General features: G+C 45.6%; 18 protein-coding genes. 10 read left to right on the forward strand and 8 right to left on the reverse strand.

What is annotated here, in order from left to right:
• The first annotated feature begins 450 nt into the window (after positions 1–450).
• Positions 451–912, forward strand: coding sequence for a hypothetical protein (locus A4R26_RS19570; protein ID WP_081166944.1), 462 nt, complete (start codon positions 451–453; stop codon positions 910–912).
• Positions 913–1,230: 318 nt separating this feature from the next.
• Here the strand turns inward: A4R26_RS19570 and A4R26_RS36110 are convergent, their stop codons facing one another.
• Entirely contained in the window at positions 1,231–1,335 is a 105-nt protein-coding gene (locus A4R26_RS36110) for a DUF5117 domain-containing protein (protein ID WP_081166946.1), read from the reverse strand.
• A 312-nt stretch (positions 1,336–1,647) separates the two neighbouring features.
• On the opposite strand from A4R26_RS36110, the gene A4R26_RS35060 reads away from it, so the two are divergent.
• Positions 1,648–1,812, forward strand: coding sequence for a DUF6728 family protein (locus tag A4R26_RS35060; RefSeq protein ID WP_165760343.1), 165 nt, complete (start codon positions 1,648–1,650; stop codon positions 1,810–1,812).
• A 126-nt stretch (positions 1,813–1,938) separates the two neighbouring features.
• Here A4R26_RS35060 and lpxB read toward each other — a convergent pair whose 3' ends face one another.
• The 3 genes from lpxB to surE form a co-directional block, all read right to left on the reverse strand.
• The gene (lpxB, locus tag A4R26_RS19580; RefSeq protein ID WP_081167212.1) at positions 1,939–3,051 is read right to left on the reverse strand and encodes a lipid-A-disaccharide synthase; all 1,113 of its coding nucleotides are present in this window, start codon (positions 3,049–3,051) and stop codon (positions 1,939–1,941) included.
• 138 nt (positions 3,052–3,189) lie between these two features.
• Entirely contained in the window at positions 3,190–3,486 is a 297-nt protein-coding gene (locus A4R26_RS19585; RefSeq protein ID WP_081166949.1) for a hypothetical protein, read from the reverse strand.
• Positions 3,486–4,292, reverse strand: coding sequence for a 5'/3'-nucleotidase SurE (surE, locus tag A4R26_RS19590; RefSeq protein WP_081166951.1), 807 nt, complete (start codon positions 4,290–4,292; stop codon positions 3,486–3,488). The genes A4R26_RS19585 and surE overlap by 1 nt, the downstream gene beginning before the upstream one ends.
• A gap of 556 nt (positions 4,293–4,848) precedes the next feature.
• On the opposite strand from surE, the gene atpG reads away from it, so the two are divergent.
• The 5 genes from atpG (at position 4,849) to A4R26_RS19620 (ending at position 10,546) form a co-directional block, all read left to right on the forward strand.
• On the forward strand, positions 4,849–5,730 hold the full coding sequence (gene atpG / locus A4R26_RS19600) for an ATP synthase F1 subunit gamma (RefSeq protein WP_081166968.1): 882 nt from the start codon (positions 4,849–4,851) through the stop codon (positions 5,728–5,730).
• Between the two features lie 61 nt (positions 5,731–5,791).
• Complete coding sequence (gene scpB, locus A4R26_RS19605; RefSeq protein WP_242674963.1) at positions 5,792–6,958, forward strand: SMC-Scp complex subunit ScpB; 1,167 nt, start codon at positions 5,792–5,794, stop codon at positions 6,956–6,958.
• A 198-nt stretch (positions 6,959–7,156) separates the two neighbouring features.
• Positions 7,157–8,371: a diaminopimelate decarboxylase gene (lysA, locus tag A4R26_RS19610; protein ID WP_081166973.1), complete on the forward strand. Its 1,215-nt coding sequence runs from the start codon at positions 7,157–7,159 to the stop codon at positions 8,369–8,371.
• A gap of 176 nt (positions 8,372–8,547) precedes the next feature.
• Positions 8,548–9,027, forward strand: a complete 480-nt coding sequence (locus tag A4R26_RS19615; RefSeq protein WP_081166976.1) for a DUF4442 domain-containing protein — start codon at positions 8,548–8,550, stop codon at positions 9,025–9,027.
• Between the two features lie 115 nt (positions 9,028–9,142).
• The gene (locus A4R26_RS19620; RefSeq protein ID WP_081166979.1) at positions 9,143–10,546 is read left to right on the forward strand and encodes an MBL fold metallo-hydrolase RNA specificity domain-containing protein; all 1,404 of its coding nucleotides are present in this window, start codon (positions 9,143–9,145) and stop codon (positions 10,544–10,546) included.
• An 866-nt stretch (positions 10,547–11,412) separates the two neighbouring features.
• On the opposite strand, the gene A4R26_RS19625 is transcribed toward A4R26_RS19620, so the two are convergent.
• Entirely contained in the window at positions 11,413–12,105 is a 693-nt protein-coding gene (locus tag A4R26_RS19625; protein ID WP_081166982.1) for a LytR/AlgR family response regulator transcription factor, read from the reverse strand.
• Positions 12,102–12,506: an Hpt domain-containing protein gene (locus A4R26_RS19630; RefSeq protein ID WP_081166985.1), complete on the reverse strand. Its 405-nt coding sequence runs from the start codon at positions 12,504–12,506 to the stop codon at positions 12,102–12,104. The genes A4R26_RS19625 and A4R26_RS19630 overlap by 4 nt, the downstream gene beginning before the upstream one ends.
• Before the next feature lie 77 nt (positions 12,507–12,583).
• Between A4R26_RS19630 and A4R26_RS19635 the strand changes: the two genes are divergently transcribed.
• Positions 12,584–14,719, forward strand: a complete 2,136-nt coding sequence (locus A4R26_RS19635; protein WP_081166989.1) for a hybrid sensor histidine kinase/response regulator — start codon at positions 12,584–12,586, stop codon at positions 14,717–14,719.
• Between the two features lie 754 nt (positions 14,720–15,473).
• Complete coding sequence (locus tag A4R26_RS19640) at positions 15,474–16,055, forward strand: DUF4136 domain-containing protein (RefSeq protein WP_081166993.1); 582 nt, start codon at positions 15,474–15,476, stop codon at positions 16,053–16,055.
• A 77-nt stretch (positions 16,056–16,132) separates the two neighbouring features.
• Here A4R26_RS19640 and A4R26_RS19645 read toward each other — a convergent pair whose 3' ends face one another.
• Positions 16,133–18,382, reverse strand: coding sequence for a DUF5723 family protein (locus A4R26_RS19645; RefSeq protein WP_081166996.1), 2,250 nt, complete (start codon positions 18,380–18,382; stop codon positions 16,133–16,135).
• A 600-nt stretch (positions 18,383–18,982) separates the two neighbouring features.
• Between A4R26_RS19645 and A4R26_RS19650 the strand changes: the two genes are divergently transcribed.
• Positions 18,983–21,811 carry a T9SS type A sorting domain-containing protein gene (locus A4R26_RS19650; protein WP_081167000.1) on the forward strand — a complete coding sequence of 943 codons (2,829 nt, stop codon included), beginning with the start codon at positions 18,983–18,985 and terminating at the stop codon, positions 21,809–21,811.
• Positions 21,812–22,028: 217 nt separating this feature from the next.
• Here A4R26_RS19650 and A4R26_RS19655 read toward each other — a convergent pair whose 3' ends face one another.
• Entirely contained in the window at positions 22,029–23,948 is a 1,920-nt protein-coding gene (locus A4R26_RS19655) for a T9SS type A sorting domain-containing protein (protein WP_081167003.1), read from the reverse strand.
• Positions 23,949–24,321 lie beyond the last annotated feature (373 nt).

Raw genomic sequence — 24,321 nt, forward strand, 5'->3', positions numbered from 1 at the left:
GTATCCTATGTTATGCTATACGACACTTAAGGCTTAACGCTACCTTACTAATTTTGTAATTCGCCTGCTGTATGCTGCTCTCTGTTTTTTCTGCGTTCCGTGTTTGGCATTTAATGTTCCGCGTTTGGCGTTTCGCGTTTGGCGTTATGCGTTTCAGTTGCCTGCTTTCTGATGTAAAAATAGCACGGTAGCAGGGCGCTTTGCAAGTTTCGGATGCGCTCTTTGTGTAGAATGCCTGCATTGTTTAAATGACGATAGGGGATAGTACGTAGCAATAGGCATTTGACAATAGACAACAGGCAGTAGGCAGTGACCGGTTGCCCTAAGGGGCTTTTGGGCAGGGTTAAAAATTTTGTCACATGGCAACTAATGGTTATATTTAACCTGCAAACGCCTCTGATTATTAGCATAGCATTTATTCCACACACACTTACTCAAAACCATTGAGCTATGCAACGTTTCAGCCTGCAAAAGCATTTGGGCCCTTTCACAATCGACAAAGCATTGATTCAACGTATTGAAACCTGGATTAACCGGAATATTCCCCGTATTCTGTTATTAAACCTCGAGAAGGGAAAGGATAACCCGCTCAGCCCGTTTATTTCCGTCACCATTCAAAAGCAACAGGGGAAAGAGAAATTGCGCACTATCGATGAGTATGGCTTTGAACTGTTTGACGAGAACATTGAAGAAGTGTCACTCGAACTGGTGCATAACAATGCATTCAATTTCTGGGGGCAGAAGGTCATTGTGCTGATCGTGACCTTCGATCTGCAGACCGGTTATTGCGATCTGTCGCTGGCATTGAATGAAGAAGAACCCCGCGACAAAGTTTATATAATTGAAAAAGGTTTGAGAGCAGTGATGAGCCGTAATAAAAAGTCACTTCCCCTGGCAAGATTTTTCAGGTAAGTTCTGCTTGTGTTGTTTTGATGTTAGTAGCAAATAAAAGGGTGGGCTGTCCCGACTTAAGCCGGGACGGACCCACCCTTATTGTTTTTTAAAGAACCAGCCGGCAGACCTGGCGGATGGTTCTTCCAGATGAAACCGGAGATGGCACACCTTCAAGGTGTGCCACGCTTGATGAATTATTTAGTCTCCAGCGCATTTTGTATCAGGAACAACAGGTTGGCGCGGTTTGCCTTTGTTTCCCCGTTGGTTGAAACGGCTGTTGCCAGTTGTGTTTTTATCTTCTTCAGCGTATACAGCGCAGAAGCTTTTGATACATCATCAGCTGGTTTGGTCGTGTATGAACTGGGAGAAATAGCCCACCCGCGGATCGTCGCGGCGGGCGCGCACATTGTTCTGGGGCATGGCGATCAGGCTGTGCTGCATACGAACCCGTACATGACGTTCATCGGTAATGTCAGTTGTGCCGCTGTTGTACAGAGCAGGGTTGTCATGTGCCTGGTCGACGACCTGGCGTAAAGATCGGGACCATCAGGAGTTTTTTCATACATGTGTTTTTAGGTCTGTCAATTTACTAATGCTTTCAGGTAAGCCGGTGTGTTTTGGGATGGAAGAGATGCCAGTTTGATAATTGGATAATGTGATAATTTGATTATGTGGAAATGCTTTTATTTACTGCCTGCGCTGGAAGCTGTATTTCATTATCACATTATCAAATTATCACATTAAATTTGCATTATGGGATTCTGGAGACAATTACAGGAATATTTTTATGTAAAAAAACGCGACCCCGGCGCACCACATACGCCCTGGATGCGCTACATGCATGGCATTAACAGGATCTCGCTGTTCATGTTCCTGGTTGCGATAATTGTTATTATTATCAAATTGATAACAAGGTAGGTTCCGCACCTGGGAGAAGCAGGTACAGGGTTACAGTTGCAGGAAAGCCGGAAATTTAAAGTCCGGTGAGCATGCCGCGCATGAGACATGGAACCTGCAACAGGCTGATCGGATACGAACCGGTTATTATTTTTTCTGCAAATATTCAACTATGCTGGCTGCCGCCCTGGCTGAAGCACGTCCGCCCTGGCCCAGCAATTGCCGCAGGCTGGTGTAATCTTCCTTTAACCGTTGCTGCGTGGCTGTATCGGAAAGCAGGGAATCCAGCTCCCTGCGCAGATTGCCCGGCGTTAGTTCGTTCTGGATCAATTCTTTTACCACCGGTTTATCCATTATGAGGTTTACCAGCGAAATGTATTTTACCTTGATGAGGCGTTTGGCTATCTGGTAAGAAATATTGCTGCCTTTGTAACAAACCACTTCAGGAACGCCGAAAAGTGCGGTTTCCAGCGTGGCGGTGCCCGAGGTTACCAGGGCAGCCCTTGATTGTAATAACAGGTTGTAGGTGGCGTCGCGAACGGATGATACATTCGGATACATGGAAAGCAGTGATTCGTAAAAGCTGTCTTCCTGGCCCGGCGCTTTGGCTACTATGAACTGGCAGGCGGGATAGATGCGGCTTACTTCCAGCATAATGGGCAGCTTTTTCAGGATCTCCTGTCTGCGGCTGCCAGGCAATAAAGCAATGATGGGTTTGGTTGCCAGCGGCAGGCTGCCCGACTGCAGTTGCGCTTCTTCCACCACCTCTATCAGGGGATGGCCTACATATTCAACATCCCAGTTCCATTTGTCTTTGTAATAATCTTTTTCGAATGGGAGGATCACCAGCATTTTATCGATGCACTTTTTCATTTTGTGCACGCGGTTTGCTTTCCAGGCCCATACCTGAGGTGAAATATAATAAATGACCTTGTAGCCCTGTTGTTTGGCCCATTCGGCTATTCGTAAGTTGAAACCCGGGTAATCGATAAGTATAAGTGCGTCGGGTTTGTATTTGGTGATATCGTCTTTGCAGAATTGCAGGTTCTTGAGAATGGTGCCGATGTTTTTGGCCACTTCCCAGAAACCCATGAACGCCAGTTTGCGGTAATGTTTCACCAGTTCGCCACCTGCCTGTTGCATTCTGTCGCCCCCCCAGCACCGGATATTGGCTGCGGTATCTGATTTCCTGATCTCTTTGATAAGATTACTGCCGTGCAAATCCCCTGAAGCTTCACCGGCGATGATATAATAACGCATGAGGTAAAGATAAGAGAAAATAGCTTCACGCTGCAAGCTTCAGGCTGCAAGCCAATACCTTATCGCGGCATTTCGCGGAACGCATGCAGCTTGTGGCAGTTATATCCCCGTTCTTTCTTTTAAGGTAAAACCTTACAGTTAAAGAGTGAACTTCAACAACAGCGCTGCTATGGCATATATTATCGTAATGGCGAATATGCCTTTGGCGGTTTTGTCGCGATGAGTATTGATGTAAAAGGTGAACAACGCTATATTTAAGATCAGGCAGGGCACCGAAATGGCGGTGATCTGGTTTTTATTCTCGCTGATAAAATTTAAACAGTCTCTAACACTGAATAAGGGATAGAACTTGATAAAATAATAGGCGATAAGGCTTAACAGGGGCGCAATAAAGCCCAGCAACATGCCAAAGCGGAGGTTGTCTTTTTTGAACATTACAGTTTCCAGGTTTTTTCTAGCTTTTCTTTCAATTGATAATGGGTTAGGTCGAACTGCACCGGTACAACGCTCACGTAATTGTTTTTGAGGGCCCACACATCGGTGTCTTTTCCTTTGTCGAAGTTCACAAATTCACCGGTAAGCCAGTAATATTTGCGGCCGTTAGGGTCGTTGCGTTCAATAAAGTCCTCTTCATATTTCGCATAGGCCTGGCGGCAAATGCGAATCCCTTTTATAAGATCGGGTGCAACGGGGGGAAAGTTCACATTAAGCACCGTATGTTTATCGAGTGTTGTCTTCAGCATTTGTTCTACAATAACACGGGCGTATTGGCGTGCAGCGGTAAAATCGGCTTCAATGCTATAATCGAGTAAAGAAAAACCTACCGAGGGAATGCTTTCAATAGCCGCTTCCACTGCGGCCGACATGGTGCCTGAGTATATTACGTTGATAGAGTGGTTGGCGCCGTGGTTGATGCCGCTCAGGCAAAGATCCGGTTTGCGGCGCAGGATCTTGTCTACAGCCAGTTTCACACAATCGACCGGGGTGCCGGAGCACTGGTATGCTTCCACGCCATCGAAAAATGTGCTAACCGCACTCAGGCGTAAGGGTTGGCCGATGGTAATGGCATGTCCCATGCCCGATTGGGGTTTATCGGGCGCTACAACAACTATCTTTCCGAGGTCTTTCACTGCTTCTACCAGGTTATGTATGCCTGGTGCTGTTATACCATCGTCATTGGTTATCAGAATAACGGGTTTTGCCGACTTTGCTGCCTTAGCTGCTTTCTTCTTTTTTGCCATATCTTATAACAAAAATGCTGAAAAAATCTGTCAAATACATGAATTACATGAAATACAATTGGCAACGGGCCATTGGCTATTGACAAAACCGGCCCATTACCGGGCATTCTGCATTATTTGCCTGTTGTTTACTGCCTGTTGGTTTTCTAGAACGTTTTTAATCTTTGAACATTATAAATACACACCTCATTTTCTGGTACATGGCCGGTTAGGAAGTATGGGGTAAGATCGTTTGCGCGCGTGATGGCACCTTACCCTGGTTTCCGGCTTTGTTATGGTTTTTGGGTAGCTGGCCGGCCAGGCCTGCCCTGAAACCGGGGATCTGAAACCCCGACCCTGAAACCCCGAACCTGTCGCCTGGAACCCGCAAGGGGCCTAAACTCTCCTGCAGGGGTTGGGGGAAGGGAATTTTAAACTGCACGTGGAATTTTGGCCGCTTTCCGCTACCTTTGCAGCCGATTAAAACTACAGGTAGGTTTGTTGAATATAGAGTGTTGAAAATTAATGAATTATGAAGCAATTTGCCTGGTAGTGAACAACTCATCAACTTTGCAATATGGCAGGTCAGTTAAAAGAAGTTCGTAATAAGATCAAGGCTACACAGAATATGCAGCAGATTACCAAGGCAATGAAAATGGTAAGCGCTGCCAAATTGAGAAAAGCCCAGGATGCCATTATCCAGATGCGTCCATATGCACGTAAGCTGCAGGAGGTACTTAGCAATATCGTAAGTAGTACCGATGGCGATACAAGCATGACGCTTGCTGTAGAACGCCCTGTTGAAAAAGTATTGCTGATCGTTATTACCAGCGATCGTGGGTTGTGCGGCGCGTATAATGCCAACGTTATTAAAGCTGCCCGTAACGTGATCCATGAAAAATATGCTGCCCAGAATGCCAAAGGCACCTTACACGTATGGGCCATTGGTAAAAAAGGCTATGAGTTTTTCCAGAAGAACAAATTCAAGGTTACAGATACCTATAAAGATCTTTTCCTGAACCTGAAATTCGAAAATGTACAGGCTGCCGCCCAGGCCGCTGTAAAAGCTTTCGAGGCAAAGGAATATGATGTAATTGAATTAGTATATAGCGAATTCCGTAATGCTGCCGTTCAACGGTTTGCGGTAGAACGCTTCCTGCCCATTCCTAAAGTTGAAAAGAAAGACGGCGCTAAAAAAAGCGACTTCATTTACGAACCCGCCAAAGAAGAGCTGATCGCCGAGCTGATGCCAAAGATCCTGAACACTCAGTTGTACAAAGCGGTGCTCGATGCCAATGCTTCAGAGCATGGCGCCCGGATGACCGCAATGGATAAAGCCAGCGAAAATGCCAACGAATTATTAAAGCACTATAAAATATCATACAACCGGGCCCGCCAGGCAGCCATCACTACCGAGCTTACAGAAATTGTGAGCGGCGCTGCGGCATTACAGGGTTAAGACAGTTATGATCTGCAGTGGTGCTATAGCTATTGGCTGCAGGTCATTACCATAAACTTTAATGATGGAAATTTCCAACCTGATACCTCATATTGAAGCGTTGATCTTTGCCAGTGAAAAGCCATTGACAACACTGGAGATCACTGACCTCATCAATAATGCCTTTGGCTTTATGGAGGATAAGATCATGCTCGATCAGATTGAATCTGCCATTGAAGGGATCCTCGAGAAATATAAGGCCGAGTTCTATCCCTTTGAAGTGCGTGAGAGTGGCGGTGGTTGGCAGTTCCTCACCAAAAAAGATTATCATAAGACCGTTGCCCAGTTGAACGGTGAAAAATTCCTGAAACGCTTATCTACAGCGGCCCTGGAAACTTTGAGTATCGTGGCTTATAAACAACCGGTGACCAAATCTGAAATAGAGGCCATCAGGGGGGTAAGCAGCGATTATGCCATTCAGAAATTACTTGAAAAAGATCTTATCGTAATAACAGGCCGGAATGAAAATATGCCCGGTCATCCCCTGGTATACGGTACTTCGAAAAACTTCATGGATTACTTCGGTTTGAATTCGACCGATGACCTTCCAAAACTGAAAGAGGTTTTCGACGACACAATAGTAGCGCCCACCGCAGTTAGTGAAGCTGCTATTGAAACCGCTGCTGAAAACGAAGCTGCCGAAGAGGAAGCCGCTCCATCGGCCAATGGCACTTACCTGAATGGTACAGAGATCACATTTAGTGAAGAGGGATCGGAAGATGCAGAAGGCGCTGAAGGTACGTACGAACAGGAAACCGATGAATCGGAAATAGCCGGAGAAGCGGATGCCCTCGATGAGGAAGCTGATGACGTGCTGGATGAAATTGCTGAAGAAGGCTACGATGAAGAAGAAGCGTCGGAAGATGAAGGGTTTGAAGAAGAGGAAGCATACATTACACCGGAAGAAGAAGAGGAAGAAGTACTTAATGAAGACGGCTCAGTATCCTTTAAAGTTGACGAAGACGGCGAACTGATAGAAGAGCACAACGACGAACCGGAAGAGGAAGAAGCCGATGAGGACGAGGAAGCGGATGACGCTGAAGAGGAAGAGGATGAAATGGATGAGGACGAAGAAGAGGAGGGCGACGACGAGGAAGAAGAAGAGGTGGACGGCGAAGAGGAAGCTACTGACGATGAGGATGAAGAAGGCGATTCGGCCGGTGAGGATAAGGACGAAGAAAAAAAGTAAAAAGTACATTTTTATAGATTATGCGCATTTGCTACCGGCGAATGCGCATTTTTTTTGCGGAACGCTTAAGGCTTAACGCTAAACGCTACATCCCGCAGTGGATGATTCCCGAAAGGTTACAGATTGCCCGATATCCGGGAAGGGCGTTCTGCCTTTTGCGTTCTGCGTTCAGCATTTTTGTTCTTATATTCGCATACTATGTCACAGCAATTATCAAGAGAGTTTTTAATTCAGTTAGCGAATGAATACGGTACCCCGTTGTATGTGTACCATGCCGAAAAAATAAAAGAACAATACGAAAAGCTGAAGAAGGGTTTTGAAAAGATCAATGCCCGTTTTTACTATGCCTGCAAGGCCCTTACCAATATTAATGTTTTAAAGTATGTAAACAGCCTTGGCGCAGGTGTTGATTGTGTGAGCATTTATGAAGTGAAGCTGGCCCTGAAGGCAGGCTTCGACCCAAAGAATATTTTGTACACCCCCAATTGTGTCGACTTTCAGGAGATAGTGGCAGCGAAGGAACTGGGTGTAAATCTCAATATCGACAACATTTCTATTTTAGAGCAGTTTGGCAATAAGTTTGGCAGCAGTTATCCGGTTTGCATCCGGCTCAATCCGCATATCATGGCCGGCGGTAACTTTAAAATTTCTACCGGTCACGTAGATAGCAAGTTCGGTATTTCCATTCACCAGATCAGGCATATCGAGCGCATTGTAAAAAGCACCAAAATCAAAGTGACCGGCGTGCACATGCATACCGGTAGTGAGATCAAAGACATTGGCGTTTTTCTCGAAGGGCTGGAAGTGATGTTCGAGATCACCAGCCATTTCCCCGACCTCGAGTTCATTGACCTCGGCAGCGGATTTAAAGTGCCGTATCAGCCCGATGATCCCGAAACGGATGTGGCCACCCTTGGCCAGAAGATGGCAGTGGCGTTCAAAAACTTTGAGAAGGAGACCGGCAGGAAACTGCAGGTATGGTTTGAACCGGGCAAATACCTGGTAAGCCAGTGTGGTTACTTTATAGTAAAAACAAATGTGGTAAAACAAACCCCGGCCACCGTGTTTGCCGGTGTTAACAGCGGGTTCAATCACCTTATCCGCCCCATGTTCTATGAGGCGTACCACCATATTGAAAATATCACCAACCCCAACGGTCCGGAAAGGATCTATACCGTGGTTGGAAATATTTGCGAAACCGATACGTTTGCTTGGGACCGCAAACTGCACGAGGTGCGGGAAGGCGATTACCTGGTGTTTTACAATGCCGGCGCCTATGGGTTTGAAATGTCGTCGAACTTCAACTCCCGCCTGAAACCTGCAGAAGTGATGGTAAAGGATGGCAAGCCCCATCTTATTCGCAAACGCGATGAGTTTGAAGACCTGCTCAAAAATCAGATTGAAGTTTTATAAATTGTCCCGACGGTTTCCGTCGGGATTTTTATTTACATTCACTGAGAAAAAGTTATTGAGTTGTTCAGTTAGTAAGTTAAGTTCATGTGTTGTTGGGTTTATGCTTTTGCAAATAGCAGCCAGTTAAAACTGAATAACTAAATAACTCAATAACTGAATAACTCAATAACTTTTTTATGCCTGCAAATAAATTCATACAACGACTTAATAACCCGGTATTGTTCAGGTTGTTCCTGCTGTGGAAATTGCCGGCGGCTTTCTTTTCGGGTGTTCGCATCAGGGAGATCGATGAAAAGCATTGCGTGGTAACGGTTCCCTATAAATGGTTCTCGCAAAATCCCTTTCGATCTACCTATTTTGCCTGCCTGGCCATGGCCGCAGAAATGAGCACGGGTTCCCTGGCCATGGCGCATGTCAGCAACCGCAAACCGGCCGTATCGATGCTGGTGGTGAAGTTTGAAGCGGCCTATTTTAAAAAGGCTACCGGCCGCACCCGGTTTGAGTGTAGGGACGGCGATCTGTTGTTAAGCGTTGTTGAAAAAGCCATTGCAACCGGTGAACCGCAAACCTGCGTCACAACATCTGCGGGCATCAATGCGCAGGGAGAAAAAGTAGCGGAGTGTTTGATAACATGGTCGTTCAGGGCAAAGGCATAGAAGCAACAAGGCAAAAAAGCGGCAGCAAGCCTGACGCCGAAAGCAAGGTTGGCAAATACTTTTGAGTTCCGATAGAAAAGGACTTAAAACTTAGAACTTAAAACTTTTTACTATAATGAAGATCGCATTTCACGGTGCCGCGCGTACCGTTACCGGATCAAAGCATTTGCTAATGCTGAATAACGGCAGAAAGTATTTACTCGATTGTGGAATGTTCCAGGGGTTGGGCAAGGCTACCAGTAATTTGAACCGGCATTGGGGTTTTAATCCGTCGGAGGTGGATCATCTTATATTATCGCATGCACACATCGATCACAGCGGCCTCATACCCAAACTTACGGCCGATGGGTTTACCGGTAATATTTACTGTACGCCGGCAACCAAAGATCTTACACAGATCCTGTTGGTAGATTCTGCCGAAATACAGGAAGACGATGTAAAGTACCTGAACAAGAAAAGAGCGGCGGAGCGCCAGCCGTACCTGCAGCCATTGTATACCGTAAAAGATGCAGAAGAGTCATTTCAGTTCTTTAAAGCGGTTGATTACGGACAATGGCATGCAATAGATGAGTTTGTTGAACTGATGTATACCGATGCCGGCCATATCATCGGCAGCGCAGTAGTGAACCTGAAAGTGAAAGAGGATGGCAAAGTAACCCAAATAACATTCAGTGGCGATGTAGGCCGTTACCGCGATGTGATCCTGCGGTCGCCGGCGGTGTTCCCGCAAGCCGACTATATTATAATTGAATCAACGTACGGCAACAGCCTGCACGAGTTGAACCAAACGACACCCGACCAGTTGTTGCAGTGGATAGAGAAAACCTGTTTGCAGAAGAAAGGAAAACTGATCATCCCCGCATTCAGCGTGGGCCGTACGCAGGAGTTGCTGTATCATTTAAATCAGCTGGAGCTGGAACGCCGCCTGCCCGATCTGGATTATTTTGTAGATAGCCCGCTGAGCGTAAAAACAACGGAGCTGGTTAAACGGTATCCGCGGTATTTCAACAAAAGTATTCAAAAGGTGCTGGAGTCCGATTCAGATCCCTTTGCATTCAAAGGAATGAAGTTTGTAAAAACCGTGCAGGAGTCGAAGCTGCTGAATTTCCGCAACGAGCCCTGCGTTATCATTTCTGCCAGCGGAATGGCCGAAGCCGGAAGAGTAAAACACCATATCAGTAACAACATCGAGAATAGCCGCAATACGATTTTAATGACCGGTTATTGCGAGCCCGACTCATTGGGCGGCCGGCTGTTATCGGGCAGAAAGGAGGTGCATATTTTTGGCGTGATGCATGAAGTGCATGCCGAAGTAGCTGCCATTCACAGTATGAGCGCGCATGGTGATTATGAAGACCTGAGCCAGTTCCTGGCCTGTCAGGAACCCCGTGATGTAAAACGTTTGTTCCTGGTGCATGGCGAATACAATGTGCAGCAGCAGTTCAGGCAGCGGTTAATTAAGAAAGGATTTACCGATGTAGAGATACCGGAGTTGCATTATGAGATTGGGTTGACATAGTTGGCAGTTGACGAGTTGACGAGGAAGGAGGGATCTTTACCTTCAACTACGCTATTAACTGAAAAACCCGGCCAGGGCTGGGGTAAAACAAAAACCGCCTCACGGGGCGGTTTTTAAATTCAATAATCTTTGGGTAGTCTCTAAGTAAAATTTAATTCATCTATAGGCTCAGATTTTCTTTAGGTTCTCCTTTCAGATAAATGGATCTTAACTGTTTGGTCTTTTCATCGGATCGGATGTTTAGGGTTTTTTCTCGAGGAGATTTTTTTGTTGGTTTTCATGGATTGTTGGATACAAAACGGGTTGGTTTTACTAAGATATTCAGGCTCCGTGACGCCTTTTACCGGATTTTCCCTTTTAACAGGGCTTTGGTTTTTAACAGGATATTCTGATCTTTAACAAAGATGATTAATCTTTATGCTTATATCAACTTTATTCGACAAATAAGGGGAAACCTTCGATTTTTAGGTGGAAAACTCTGTGCTAATGTGTAAAAAAATATAGCATGTGTTTTTTACACTTAAAACGGCCAGTTGGGAGATCGCCTGTTATTCACCTGTTTATAAAAAGAAACCCCGGCTTTTGAGCCGGGGCGTCTTTTTAATGAAATCCGTATCATGAGCAGGCTGGAGATTTAGTTAACACTATTTTTATAGCGTATGGATTCCACTTTGTTTGTTCTTCCGTTTTAAGGATAGGGTTTATAATTGATAACCGTCACAATTAATAAGTTACACAGTATATATGGTTCTGCGTTTAGGGGCTATTTTGTTATAACAAAGATGGTTACGCAAACCGGCAAAGAGAAAAATATTAGCTCTTTGGGGGTATTATGCCGGTAAACAGAAAGAAAGTTTCGATGAAGTTCAAATGATGTTTAAACGCTTTAATACGTCGGCCTTGTGGGCTTTACTTACTGGTATTTCGTTCCCTTTGATAAACAGATCGTTTTCGCGGATATCGTCTATCTTGTTGATGTTTATTATGTAAGAGCGATGCACTTTGATGAAGGTCTGGCGGTTCACTTTTTCTTCGAGGTTCTTGATGGTATTGTGAGTAATATACTTTTTGTCGAAGGTTACGAACTTTACATAATCGCCCATGCTTTCAATAAAGAGTATATCATCGTTGTTTAACCGAACCAGTTTGCCGTCGCATTTAATAAAAATATGGTCGGTGGCCGTGCTGCTGATATTGTTATCGCCGGCCGGTGTGGTGAGTTTATTCAGCGCTTCCTGGAAACGTTGATAGGTAAACGGCTTTTTAAGAAAGTCGGTTACATTGTACTCAAAAGCGTTATAAGCGTATTCTGATTTGGAGGTGGTAAGAATTACTTTGGGATAGTAGGCAAGCTGGTCGAGCAGGTCGAACCCGGTAGCGCCGGGCATTTCAACATCCAGGAACAAAACGTCAACAGAGTTTTTATTCAGATATTCAAGTGCCTGCTCAACATTTGTGAAGTGACCTTTCACTTGTAACAGCGCACTCTTTTCGCAGCATTTCACCAAATAGTCGGCAGCTACCTGTAAATCTTCAACAATGACACAGGTCCATTTCATAAAAAATTGGAATTGAATTCTTTCAACTTGTTGTACTCCGATGCGATCAGCTCCTTACTCTCCGCTAATGTAACCACAATTTGCTGATATTCTGACGTTAATTCATTTGAAGAAGTTGCTTTTTGACAAAAATCTTCAAAAACTTTACAAATATGTTGTACTAACGTCAAACCAACAAACCCAAACGTTGGTTTCATTTTGTGTATTGCCTTTTTGAGGTCAGATATATTATTAGTTTCGTATGCCCGTTGTATTGCGTTGAAGTCCTCGTCAAAATGCGTGAGGGTGGTTTGATATATTTCTTCTATGTACTGGTAATCATCTTCATACAGGCTATAAAGATATTCGCTATCAATTTTTTCGTTGAAAATGAATTTTTTAGAGAAATTTGATCCGCTCATAGGAAAATAGTTTATCCATTTTTTCGTTAAATTAGTTGTCCGTAGAATAGAACCTTTCGTTCTAATCCAATAACTCTATGAAGGAGAAAATATTATATCTGATCTACTCTATTTACAGGGAGATAGTTCATTCTGGTTTACATGAGGGTGTTTCTAAGGAACTACGAAAAAGGATCATCCGCTTCAACCAGTTTATCCTGCTCGCCCTGTTGCTCAATTTTTTTCAGGTATTCTCCTACTTCTACCACAAACTTTATATAAGTGCGTTAGTAAATATCACCTCCGCTTATTTCTTTCTGCTTGCATTTTATTTTGGTTCCCGGCGAAGACTGGAAACAGGACGCATCATTGCGGTGGTAAATATAAACCTGTACTTAATTGTAATATGTTATATCGAAGGGCTGCGGGCAGGGGAGTACCTGCTGTACTTTCCTTACTTCGTGGTGCTAACGTTCGTGGTTAGTATCCGCCGCAACTTCAAAGAACTGATCTCTGTTTACTCCATCACTGTTATAGCATCCCTGGCGTGTGTAAAGATATGTCCGTATGTAAATAACATACAAACCATCAATGAAACATTATACGCCCAGTTGTACAGCGGTAACCTGGTGATCTCGCTGGCTATGACCATCATTTTCTCCTATTCAATTCTACGGGTGAATAAAGACAATGAGGTGGCCATTCTGCAGGAAAAAACATTTGGTGATACCATCTTCAATACCTCGCTCGACGGGGTATTCATTATTTACCATCAAACGAACATCATTGCCAGTTGTAATAAACGTGCGCTTGAGTTATTCGAGGTAAATGAGAAAAGGGAGATCGAGGGTACAAACATCGAGAACTGGTTCGAAGAGCACCAGGTAAAACAATTCAATTCTATTAAGGAGCAGTTGTCGGGTGAGTCGCGGCCCTGGCAGGGTGAGTTAACCCTTACGGCCAAAACCGGCAGAACGTTTTATGGGTTTGTAAGTGTTGTTCCTTTTACTTATAAGGATACCGGTTACACAAAGATCAGTATCCTCGATGTTTCGAACGTGAAAATGGCCGAGTTTGAACTGATGAAGGCCAAGGAAAAAGCCGAATCTGCCGCCAGAACCAAATCACGCTTCCTCAGTAACATGAGCCATGAGCTGCGTACGCCGCTGAATGGCATCATTGGGGCCTCGAATCTATTGCTGCAGGAAGAGCATTTGCCAACGCAGGACCAACACCTCGATATCCTCAAGTTCTCTTCAGAGCATATGATGATGCTCATTAACGACATTCTGGATTATAATAAAATGGAGGCCGGCAAGGTTGAATTGGCCGATGTGCCGGTAAATATTAAAGAGTTCATGCAAAAGCTGGCCACCCAGTTTGCGCCGCAGATAAAATCAAAAGGGCTCGAGTTCAAAGTTGATATCGACGATCGTCTCGATCTTGAATTTTATACCGATGAAACCAGGCTGAACCAGGTGCTCAGTAACCTGCTGGCCAACTCGCTTAAATTTACCCACCAGGGCAGCATAACGATGGCGGTGCGCCGGTTGTTTTCATCGAGCGCCAAATCTACCCTGCAGTTTATCGTAATGGATACGGGTATCGGCATACCGAAGAACAAACACAAAGAGATCTTCGACAGTTTTACCCAGGCCGATGTAAATACTACACGTAAATACGGCGGCACGGGATTGGGACTGGCCATTACCAAACGGATCGTGAATATGTTCAACAGCGATCTGCTGCTCGAAAGCGAGGAAGGAAAAGGCAGCGCATTTCATTTTACGGTTGAGCTGAAGATCTGTGAGAATCGCAAACAATACATCAACGAAGAGAACGGCAAACACCTCGATTCGCTGGAAGGGATACGGTTGCTGATCGCAGAGGACAATCCGGTGAACCTGTCGATAGCCAAACGGTTTCTTACCAAATGGGGTATAAAGGTGAGCGAAGCTACCAATGGCCGCGATGCGCTGGCCCAATTTAAAAAAGGATCGTTCGATCTGTTGCTGATAGATCTTGAAATGCCTGAAATGGATGGCGCAACCGCCCTGAAAGAAATACGTAAGATCAACGCTTCCATTCCTGCCGTGGCCTTTACAGCTGCGGTATATGATAATATGCAGGATGACCTGCTTCAAAAAGGGTTTACCGATTTTATTCATAAGCCATTCAGGCCGGAAGAACTGCACTCGAAGATCAGTTACCTGGTGTCTGCACTGCGTGCTTAATTTTTTAGCAACAGAAGAGAAGGCCAATATCCCCAAATGCCCTGATGAATTTAAGGCATAATTACCCCTTTATGTGTCAAAATTGTCATGCACCTCATTATTTTCCAGGTAAATTTTGAATGTATTGGCATTCGTTAATGTTTTATCCGCAGAGCTTTGTATCTTGCATACCTGTTCAATTGTATAGCATAGTTCAGTATTAGCCGAAAAAACAAAGCCATGAGAAAGATTCCATTGAATGTTTCTTCAAACAGTTATCATTTATTGCCGCACCAGGCAAAGCCATTAACCAGCGAATGCACAGATTTTCAGCATTTAACACGCTGGTCACCTATTAATCCTTTTTTTATTGCGCTAATTTCCAAATGTTGTACCGGGTAGAACCAGTATTGAGCCGAAGGCTTTGCGCAATCCTGAACTATACCATTTAACCTTTCCTGAACGTTATTACGACGATAATTCAAAATTATCATACATCTTTTCCGGGTAAAACATAGCCGCAGCAATCAGCCCGGGAACAACAACGGTTGCTGCATAATTTTCTCATGTGACTCGCAGCCCCTATTCTTAGGGGCTGCCTTTTTTTTAGTTTGTGGTTTGTTGTTTATGGTTCTTATCAGGCCCATTTAAACCTTGTTTCCGCAACGCTAACTCTAACATTTCCTTAAGTATACTTTCACAAAGCCTTACACACCGGCACCTTCTTTTCAACGTAAATTATAGTGGTGATATAAACCCAAAAAGGAGGAGTTATATGAACGTTTTAAAAGCGATCCCGGTTCTGATGTTACCCATCGTACTGGCGGTTGGTTGTGCAACCCCGGCCTATGTCGAAAAAGATGAAACAACCGACTTTAGCCGGTATAAGACCTATGCCTGGATAGATACCGATAAAAAAGAAGGCAAGAACAGGCACAACAATGATTTTATGAAAAGGAATGTGCATGAATCGGTAAATGCCAGGTTGCAAAAAGAAGGGTGGCGCGAAGACAAGACCCGCCCCGATGTATTGATCAGCTATGACATCCTGGTTGAGAAAACTACCCGGGAACAATCGAATCCCGTGTACTCGGCCCCTTTCCGGCGTGTATTCTATAATCCGTTCTATCGCCGCTGGGGTACCATTTATTATCCATCGTCGTTTATGGGATATGATTATGGAACCGCTGAGGTCAGGGAAGGAACGTTGACCGTAACGATGGTTGATGCAAAGACCGATAAAACCATCTGGCAGGGCTGGACCACCGATGATGTGAACAGCCGCAACCTTACCAGAAAGGAAATCCAAAGCAGCGTCAACTCTATTTTTCGCAAGTTCTATGTTGTAAAAAGATAATTATAGAACCGGGTGAAAAGAAAACGTGCCACACCTTTTAAGTGTGGCACGTTTAGTATTATCAATTGCCTGTTTGTTTATTGATAGTTCAGGTGTAATTCTACCCGTCTGTTTTTTGTACGGCCTGCGGGTGTGGTATTGGGGGCAACCGGTTTTGAATCGCCAAAACCCTGTGCGGTTATGCGCGTAGCTGCAATACCTTTTTTGATAAGGTAGTTCTTAACCGCATCGGCACGTTTGGCCGATAATTTCAGGTTCGACACGGCATTTCCGGTATTGTCGGTATGTCCTTCAACGCTGATAATAAGCGACGAATCGGATTTCAATACATTAACCACAACATCCAGCTTGGCGTACGATACGTTTTGAATAACTTCTTTACCCGGCATAAAGTAGATGCTTTTGGCAGCAATAGCTACTTTCTTCGCAATCTCCTGTTTTATTTCAGGGCAGCCATTGTTGGCGGGCAGGCCCGGTGTGGCAGGACATTTATCTTCTTCGTCGTTAATGCCATCGCCATCGGTATCAGGTATTGGGCAACCATTGTATTTGGCGGTACCAGCTACCTGCGCACATTTATCTTCTTCATCGTTGATGCCATCGCCGTCGGTATCGGGTACGGGGCAGCCATTGTATTTGGCAGTACCGGCAACATCAACGCATTTGTCGTTTTTGTCGGCAATGCCGTCTTTATCCTGATCGGGACAGCCTGCCAGGGCTATTTCCCCGGCCTCTTCGGGGCATTCATCTTTTTCATCAATAATGCCGTCGTTGTCTTTATCGCGGGTAACATTTACTTCTTTGATCACCTCTACACTTTTAACAACGGTATCAACTACGGTTTCAACAACGGTTTGCGGTTTTACTTCAACCGGTTGCGGTTTGGGTGTTTCTGCCGGCTCTTCTTTTACGGTTTTTTCAACCCTCGTTCTATGCCGTTTCGTTTTTACACGCTGGTAAATAGGAAGGGTGAAGCCTAAGTGAAAATCGGCCGAGTTCACGTTCTTGCTCGAGAACATGTTCGACAGTACTGATCCGGAACCGAGGAAAAGAAAACCGGCTCTCAGTCCCGCCCCGATGGCCATTTTTTTATTCAGCGTATTATAATAGAATGGCGTATAAATGCTGAACCATTTTTTCTCGAGGCGCGGTGTGATGGTAAATGAAGTGGCATAGTGGGCGCTCAGCTCATTTTTATCGCGGCCAAGGAGGTTTACAACGGTACCTGCGTTTATGAAAAGGCGACGGTAGATATGGTAATCTGCATCGAAACGGAAGGTAGTGGGCAGTTTAACCTTTAAGTCGCCGGCCTGAGTGTGGGAAGAAAGGATGCCCTGGTTTTCAAGCCTGGTAAAATACTCATCGAAGGTTTCACCGTCCTGTTTGTCGAGGTCTTCGGTAGTACGTCCGGAGGCATTCATAATATAACTGCCGCCATGTTCCGAGTTATTATATTTTACCGAACCGATATCATTTATTGAAGCGTTCACCCGCAATTTATATGGCGTAGGATCGGTAACGAGCCAGCCGCTGCTTTCGGGTCTCCATTCATAAGTGAAACCGAGGTCGAAGCCGAGACCATGGTTGCCTGATGATTTATCGAGGATGTCTGAGAAATCGTCGTCCACCGCATCGAGGTTGCCGGAATAACGAACGTTCAGGTCGCCTTCCAGTTTATTGATGAAGTCGTTCTTGTCGATGTTCACCGCTAGTTTTTTTGAATACACGGAGGCGGCGCCCATCCCTATTACATATTTACCGGTAATACCCATTTTCACCAGGTGTTGTGGGTTATTGTAAATAACACGGCCATAAGTTAAACCGGCTTCGGCAAAGGCGTGGGCCTTTAACTGTAAATTTTCTTCCTCTATATCGGTGTTGTAAATGGCGTCTGAATGACCCATGTAGCGGAAAGTGCGGTCGCTGAGGTTGAATTCGTTCACCACGGTTCGCATACGTGTATAAAGGCCAATACCGCTTTTTTTGCCCGATGTGAACATAAAAGAAGGGCCCAGGATATCTGTATTGAACCACAGGTTCTTTTTGTCGGTGTTGCCCGATTTAAAGTAATCGGTATTCTCTTCGAGATCAGAGAAGTTGAATTTCCTGAACTTGGAATTCTTGAGCTCGTAGGCGTTATTACCAGCCAGCATGCTCATAGAGAAAAAGTTCACATTCACTTTGTACTTGCTGCCAGCTACATACGCCGGGTTTTGTACCATGCCGTGAACACCTGCATAATTGTCGTAAGTAAATCCTGTAAACTGTTGAGATAAGCCAAACAAGGGTACGCTACCTATGAGGCCTAATACAAGGCTTTTTTTCATGACTTGGGGTTTGCTAGGGTTAAGCGGTTAAAATAAGACGTAATTTTTAAACATCAAAACGCCGCAAGGTAAATTAAATTATATATATAGTGAAAAGGAATCAATTATATATGACACAAATTAAATTAACGGCTGTTTTGTAAAGGATTATGATGTTTTGGCGGATAGGTGGCCCTGTTGCTGTGACCCATTTGATTCGCGGGGCAAAATCAGGGCGAACAACCCTTGTTTATCCGTATTTTTCAGATAAGCGATGGGAATTATTTTACATATTATATATCTGCCATTACTAGATGCTTAAGGATGAGAGTAGTTCATATTCATATATCGACACCTTATATACATGCAATCAATATGCGAAAAATGGAATTCTTACTACATTTAACGTTGCATCATTAATGATAACCCTGGATTGAAGTAAGCCCTATTGTTACCTACCGGTGACAGGTGATTGCAATTGTACCGGTAGCCCCTCATGCAGATTGTTTCGCCCGCTGAAGATCAGTGCAGGCGGGCATTTGATGTATATTCCTTCCTTCCAGCCCTGATCAATAACCCGGTAAAAATCAAATACCAACCCTTTAAAACAAATCCGTACGTATGAATAACTTTACACTTTCGGCCTCGCGGTCATTTCTGAGGCTATTGCTTCAAATCATTATCTGCACATTATGGTTGTTATGTATTGCATCGGCTGCTTTTTCGCGCGATAAACGCGCGCCTGTATTGGGACAGCAGCCAGCCGCTCAAACCGTTTGCGCCAGTTCGAACCCTACCTTTACAATTGGAACAGTTGGCAGTACCGGAACCACTTCCCTGCAATGGCAGGTGAGTGTGAACGGAGGCGGTAGCTATAGCAACATAAGCGATGGCGCCGTTTTTAGTGGTACAGGCACTTCAACATTGACGGTGTTGAATGTATCGACTGCACTCAACGGCAATTTATTCCGCTGTGTAGTAACGGATATTACAGGCACAACAACTTCCGATGGCGCATTGCTGACGGTAAATGCCACACCGGCCGTTTCATCTGCTGCAGGGGCAACCACGGTATGTGATGGAGCTACCGGCGCGGGTTTACAGGTTACAAACGATGCAGTTTTAAGCTATCAATGGCAGGTAAGCACCAATAACGGCGCTTCATGGCAAAATGCAACTGCGGGCGATGGCTATACCGGCGCTACCACGCACGATATAACTTACCCGGCGGCCAACCTGGGTATGAATGGCAATTTGTACCGCTATATCGCTACCATTACTGCTACGGGCTGTTCTGCCACGAGTATTGCACTCGATACGTTAAGGGTATTATCGAAACCGGCATTTGCAGGTGGAACCAGTAACCTCACTCCCTCGTCGATAGCTACCATTTGCCCGGGCGGTAACGCTTTTTTTACGGCAAACGCAACAGGCGCTGCTGCCATGGCTTATCAATGGCAGTTTAAACCGGTTACTTCGGCCGGTTTTACCGATCTTACCGACGATGCGGTTTTCAGCGGTACACAAAGCAATTCTTTACAGATTACCGGTTTTACCGCAACGGCGGGCACCAATTTGTATAATGTGCGACTCATTGCAAGTTATCCCTCTACGTTAGGATGCGCTTCGGTTACCAACCTGGGCACTATCAACGTGCGTACGCTGCCTTCTGTTACTTCGCAACCAGTTGATACAACAGTTTGCGCCAACAGTACAGCGGGTTTTAGGGTAACTGCCACCGGCAGCGCCACTTTAAATTATCTGTGGCAAACCGATAATGGCACCGGGGGCGTTACATGGTCAAATATAGGAGTGGCTTCGCCTTCCCCGGCGGCGGCTACGTTGAACCTGGGAGCGGTTACCACTGCCATGAACGGCTTTCGGTACCGGGTAATTGTAAGTCATAATCTTTGTGCTCCGCCCGCAACGTCGGCAGAGCGGGTGTTAACCGTTCGCAGATCGGGCACCTGGCTGGGAACTGTTGATACGAAATGGGAAGAACCAATGAACTGGTGTGGCGGCGTACCCGATAATACCATCGATGTGCTGGTGCCGAACTTCTTTCCGCCAAATATGCCCGATATCAGCAACGGTACCGGTACCGCCTTTTTTAGAAGTATTGAAATTGAAAATGCGGCGCGGCTTACTATCAGCGGCGGTGCGGTTGACGGCATAGCAAGCCGTGCGTCAAATTTGTACAATCTGCAGGGAACGGTAGCTTACACTGCAACAGTCAATCAAAACATATTCCCCGCCAACCATGGCTCACTGGAGATCAATGGCAGCGGCAATAAGTTCTTAGGCAGTGCAGTTGATGTGAATCATAACCTGGTATTGGGCGGGTCGGCCAAACTTGTTACAGGTACACATGTAATTACCATGAAAACCGGAAGCAATACCATTGTGGCAGCGCCTTTTACCGCTCCTGCTACCAGCTGGATAGTTACCGGTAATGGAAATGCCGGCGCCGGAAATACCGGTTTGGGCGGATTACGTATTGAACAGGTAGACGCGGCCGATGGGGCTGTGTTGTTCCCGATTGGGCCAACTCCTGCGGCTTACAACCCTATTCAATTAACCAATGCCGGTACGGTCGACAATTTCACAGTGGCGGTGAACGACCAGATGATTCCCGGTGGCATTCATGCTTCGGGCGTTAACAGAACATGGCTGGTTTCGGAAGCGGTGAATGGCGGCAGCAACGTAATGCTATCGCTGAAATGGCAGGAAGGTGAAGAGCAATCGGCTTTTGACAGAACCGAAACGAGCATCATCAGATCGAACGGAACACAGATCGTTGAAATGACCAGCCAGGCGCCGGCCAGCGGTTCCAACCCATATGCACGCGCAGACGGCTCATTTAATATTCTTTCTCAATTCAGCGTATCGAGCAGTTCGGCGGTGTTGCCGGTAGAATTAAAAACCTTTACGGCTAAAAAAGCAACGAACGCATCGGTAGGTTTAACCTGGAATACCACAGGATCAACCGAGCCAAAATATTTCGATGTGCAAAGATCGGTTGATGGCGTTCATTTTGTGAACATTGGTAAAGTGAAAGGAGAAGCTGGCAAATATTTATATAGTTATACCGATAACCTGCCCGGCGCCGGTATGGTATATTATCGCCTGTTGGTCACCGGTCAGCAAAATGAGATGGCGTACAGCGGTATTCAATCGGTTGTATTGAACAGCGCCAACCAGGTGCAATTGCGGCCTTCAGCAACTGCCGGTGCAATAACCAATGTGTATGTGCATGCGTTGAAGGAATCGGTAGCGAGCCTGTACATAACGGATATTGCCGGAAGAATGTATCACCGTCGGTCGATCAGGCTGAATAAAGGCGAACAACAACTACCCGTATTTATCGGCAACCTTGGCAAGGGCGTGTATTATGTGCATGTGAAAGATGGGAACGGCAATGTCAATGTGCTTACGATGGTGAAATGGTAGTGGTGAATGGTCAATGGTGAATGTTGGTTCGCTGTTATTTAAGATTACATAGTGTTGAATGTTCTATATACAGGGAGTCCCGCAGTTGCGGGACTCTTTTTATGTAATTCTTTTGTTACTTACAGTGCCGCTGCCGCGTGCCTTTACGTCTTTGCAATAAAAAAAGGGCTGCACCAGTAACCGGTGCAGCCCTTTCTATAATAACTATGCTCCTCTCTTATCTGATCATTAACTTACCCGCCTGCTCGTATCCTTCACTGGTTAGTTTAAAGATATATAAGCCGGGTTTTAATTGCGTTGCCGGTGTTACGGTAATGCTTCCGTTAACCGGTTTATAATTATTTGAATACATTATTTTACCCGTAAGATCGGTAATGGTTACCTGGTGGGTTTTGTTATTGTATTCATTGTTTACCCGTATACTGAAATGGTCATGCGCCGGGTTGGGGTAGGCCACAGGCAGACTTTCTACCTCCGGTATATTCACCGATACGATCCCTGAAGAGCTGGTGCTGCCGGTTTGGTCGTCTGTCAGTTTCAGCTGATAAAAGTTCTTTCCGGCAACCGGCCGGGGATCTGTAAAAGAATAAGCGTTAAAGGGGTTATTACCTTTTCCCTTTACGGTGCCTATAGTATTGAAATGAATGCCATCGGTTGCATGCTGAATGGTAAACAGCGTACTGGCATCTCCGGTGGCCGTAAAGGCAAGGGCTACTTTTTTGTTAACCCGCTCGGCCGAAAAACTGATCAGTTTAACCGGTAACACCGTTCCAATTCCTGAAATGATACCGGCATTGTTACTGCCGCTACCACTGCCTGCACGTGTGGCGCCGTTGTCAGAGCTGTTTAAACCGCCGATACCGGGCCGGGTAGTAGTTGTTATATTGGAGGTAGGCATAGCGTTTGCGAAAAGGACTGCGCCCTGTCCGCCGCCGCCACCGCCGCCATGCGCCGTGCCGTTGTTTACATCCCCGCCATTACCGCCATTGGCCTGTATTTGTAACGGACAACCGGCAGGTACATTGAAGGTGTTTACCTGGAAGAGGATGGTACCGCCTGCGCCTGCGCCACCGGCCCCGTCATTGCCGCCGTCTGTTGTGCCCGATGCCGCATTACCGTTGGCAGTTATCCTTACTGTTGAGGACGTGCAACTGGTAGTAAGCGTATTTGCTTTGATGATTATTATGCCGCCACCGGCTGATCCGGGTGTTTGGGTTCCATTATTACCCTGGCCGCCGCCGCCGCCGCCGCCCATGAACAAACGGGTGCCTGTCATTAAATAGGTGTTCAACTCAATTCCGCCTAACCCGCCTGATGGAGAGGCACTGCAGCCCCAGCCGGCGCCGCCTTCGCCGCCGGCGGTAAAGTTGCCGCCGCCGCCACCGCCGCCATTGTCATCGTTTCCGCCACCGCCGCCGTTCAATATACGGCCACGGCCACGGGCATACGTATTACTGGAAACCAGGTAAATACTTTCTCCTTTGCCGGCATGATCGGCAGAGTTGGTACGGTACACACCGGGTGTGCATTCGTCTTCGTGATCGTTGGAAATAACGCCGCCGGCAAAGCCCTGCCCATTTGCTGTTACAGAATGACGCAGGGTAAGTGTACCGGCAACCTGGAAGGCAACTACACCACCGGTGCCGAGACCTCCATTCCAGCTTACCGCAGTAATGTTGGCGGTGGTAGAATAGTTGGTTGTGCCAAGTTTGGTAAAGCTCACAACCTGTATCCGGCTGTTGTTTCCCACCGTAAAGTTTTGATTCAACGCTTCTGTAAGGGTAATGCGTGTTCTGTCGGTATTGATAGCGCTGATAACGGCCACTTCATAAAAGCCTGCATTGCTGATAGCCGATAAATTTCCAAAACCCGAATTGTTCGAGGTATTGGCGCCTATGACATTGTCCTGCATTTGAATTACGATCACTTCCTCACCTACGGTGAAGGAATGATACATTTCATTGCGGTTATCGATCGTTAACCGGGTTTTGGCAGTATTGATTCCCGTAACGCGCGCATAGGAATTTACCTGTGCCTGGGCGCTTGCTGACAATAATAATGAAATGAAAAGGGCAATTAGAAATGCTGAGTTCCCAATACGGAGGGGTATTCCGTATAAACGGTAGATTTGTTTCATCGGTTCGGATTTTATTGGGTGGTTTAGGTGATCCCTGAAACAAAGTACGGTAATTGTATAATAAAAACACACTATTCTTTTTGAAATACGTATACATATTCGGGATATGTTCTTATACGTTAAAAGCCCCTGTTATTTAAACACTCAAAAAGTGATGTTTTATGAAACGCTTGCTGGTGGCCGGTTACAGCGTTTTTTAGAATCAATTATTTTGTCGTTGTAATGATGTTGCCTGTTAAATAAATTGTATGTGTGTAGTGAATGATGAATATTATTTAGTTGATCTACTATGAATGCATAGTGGTATCCCGCCAGCTAGTATAGAATTTTGTGAATGAAAAAACCCTCCCGGTAGGGGAGGGCTTTTTTAAAA

Source organism: Niastella populi (assembly GCF_002078015.1).
Classification (GTDB): Bacteria; Bacteroidota; Bacteroidia; order Chitinophagales; family Chitinophagaceae; genus Niastella; species Niastella populi.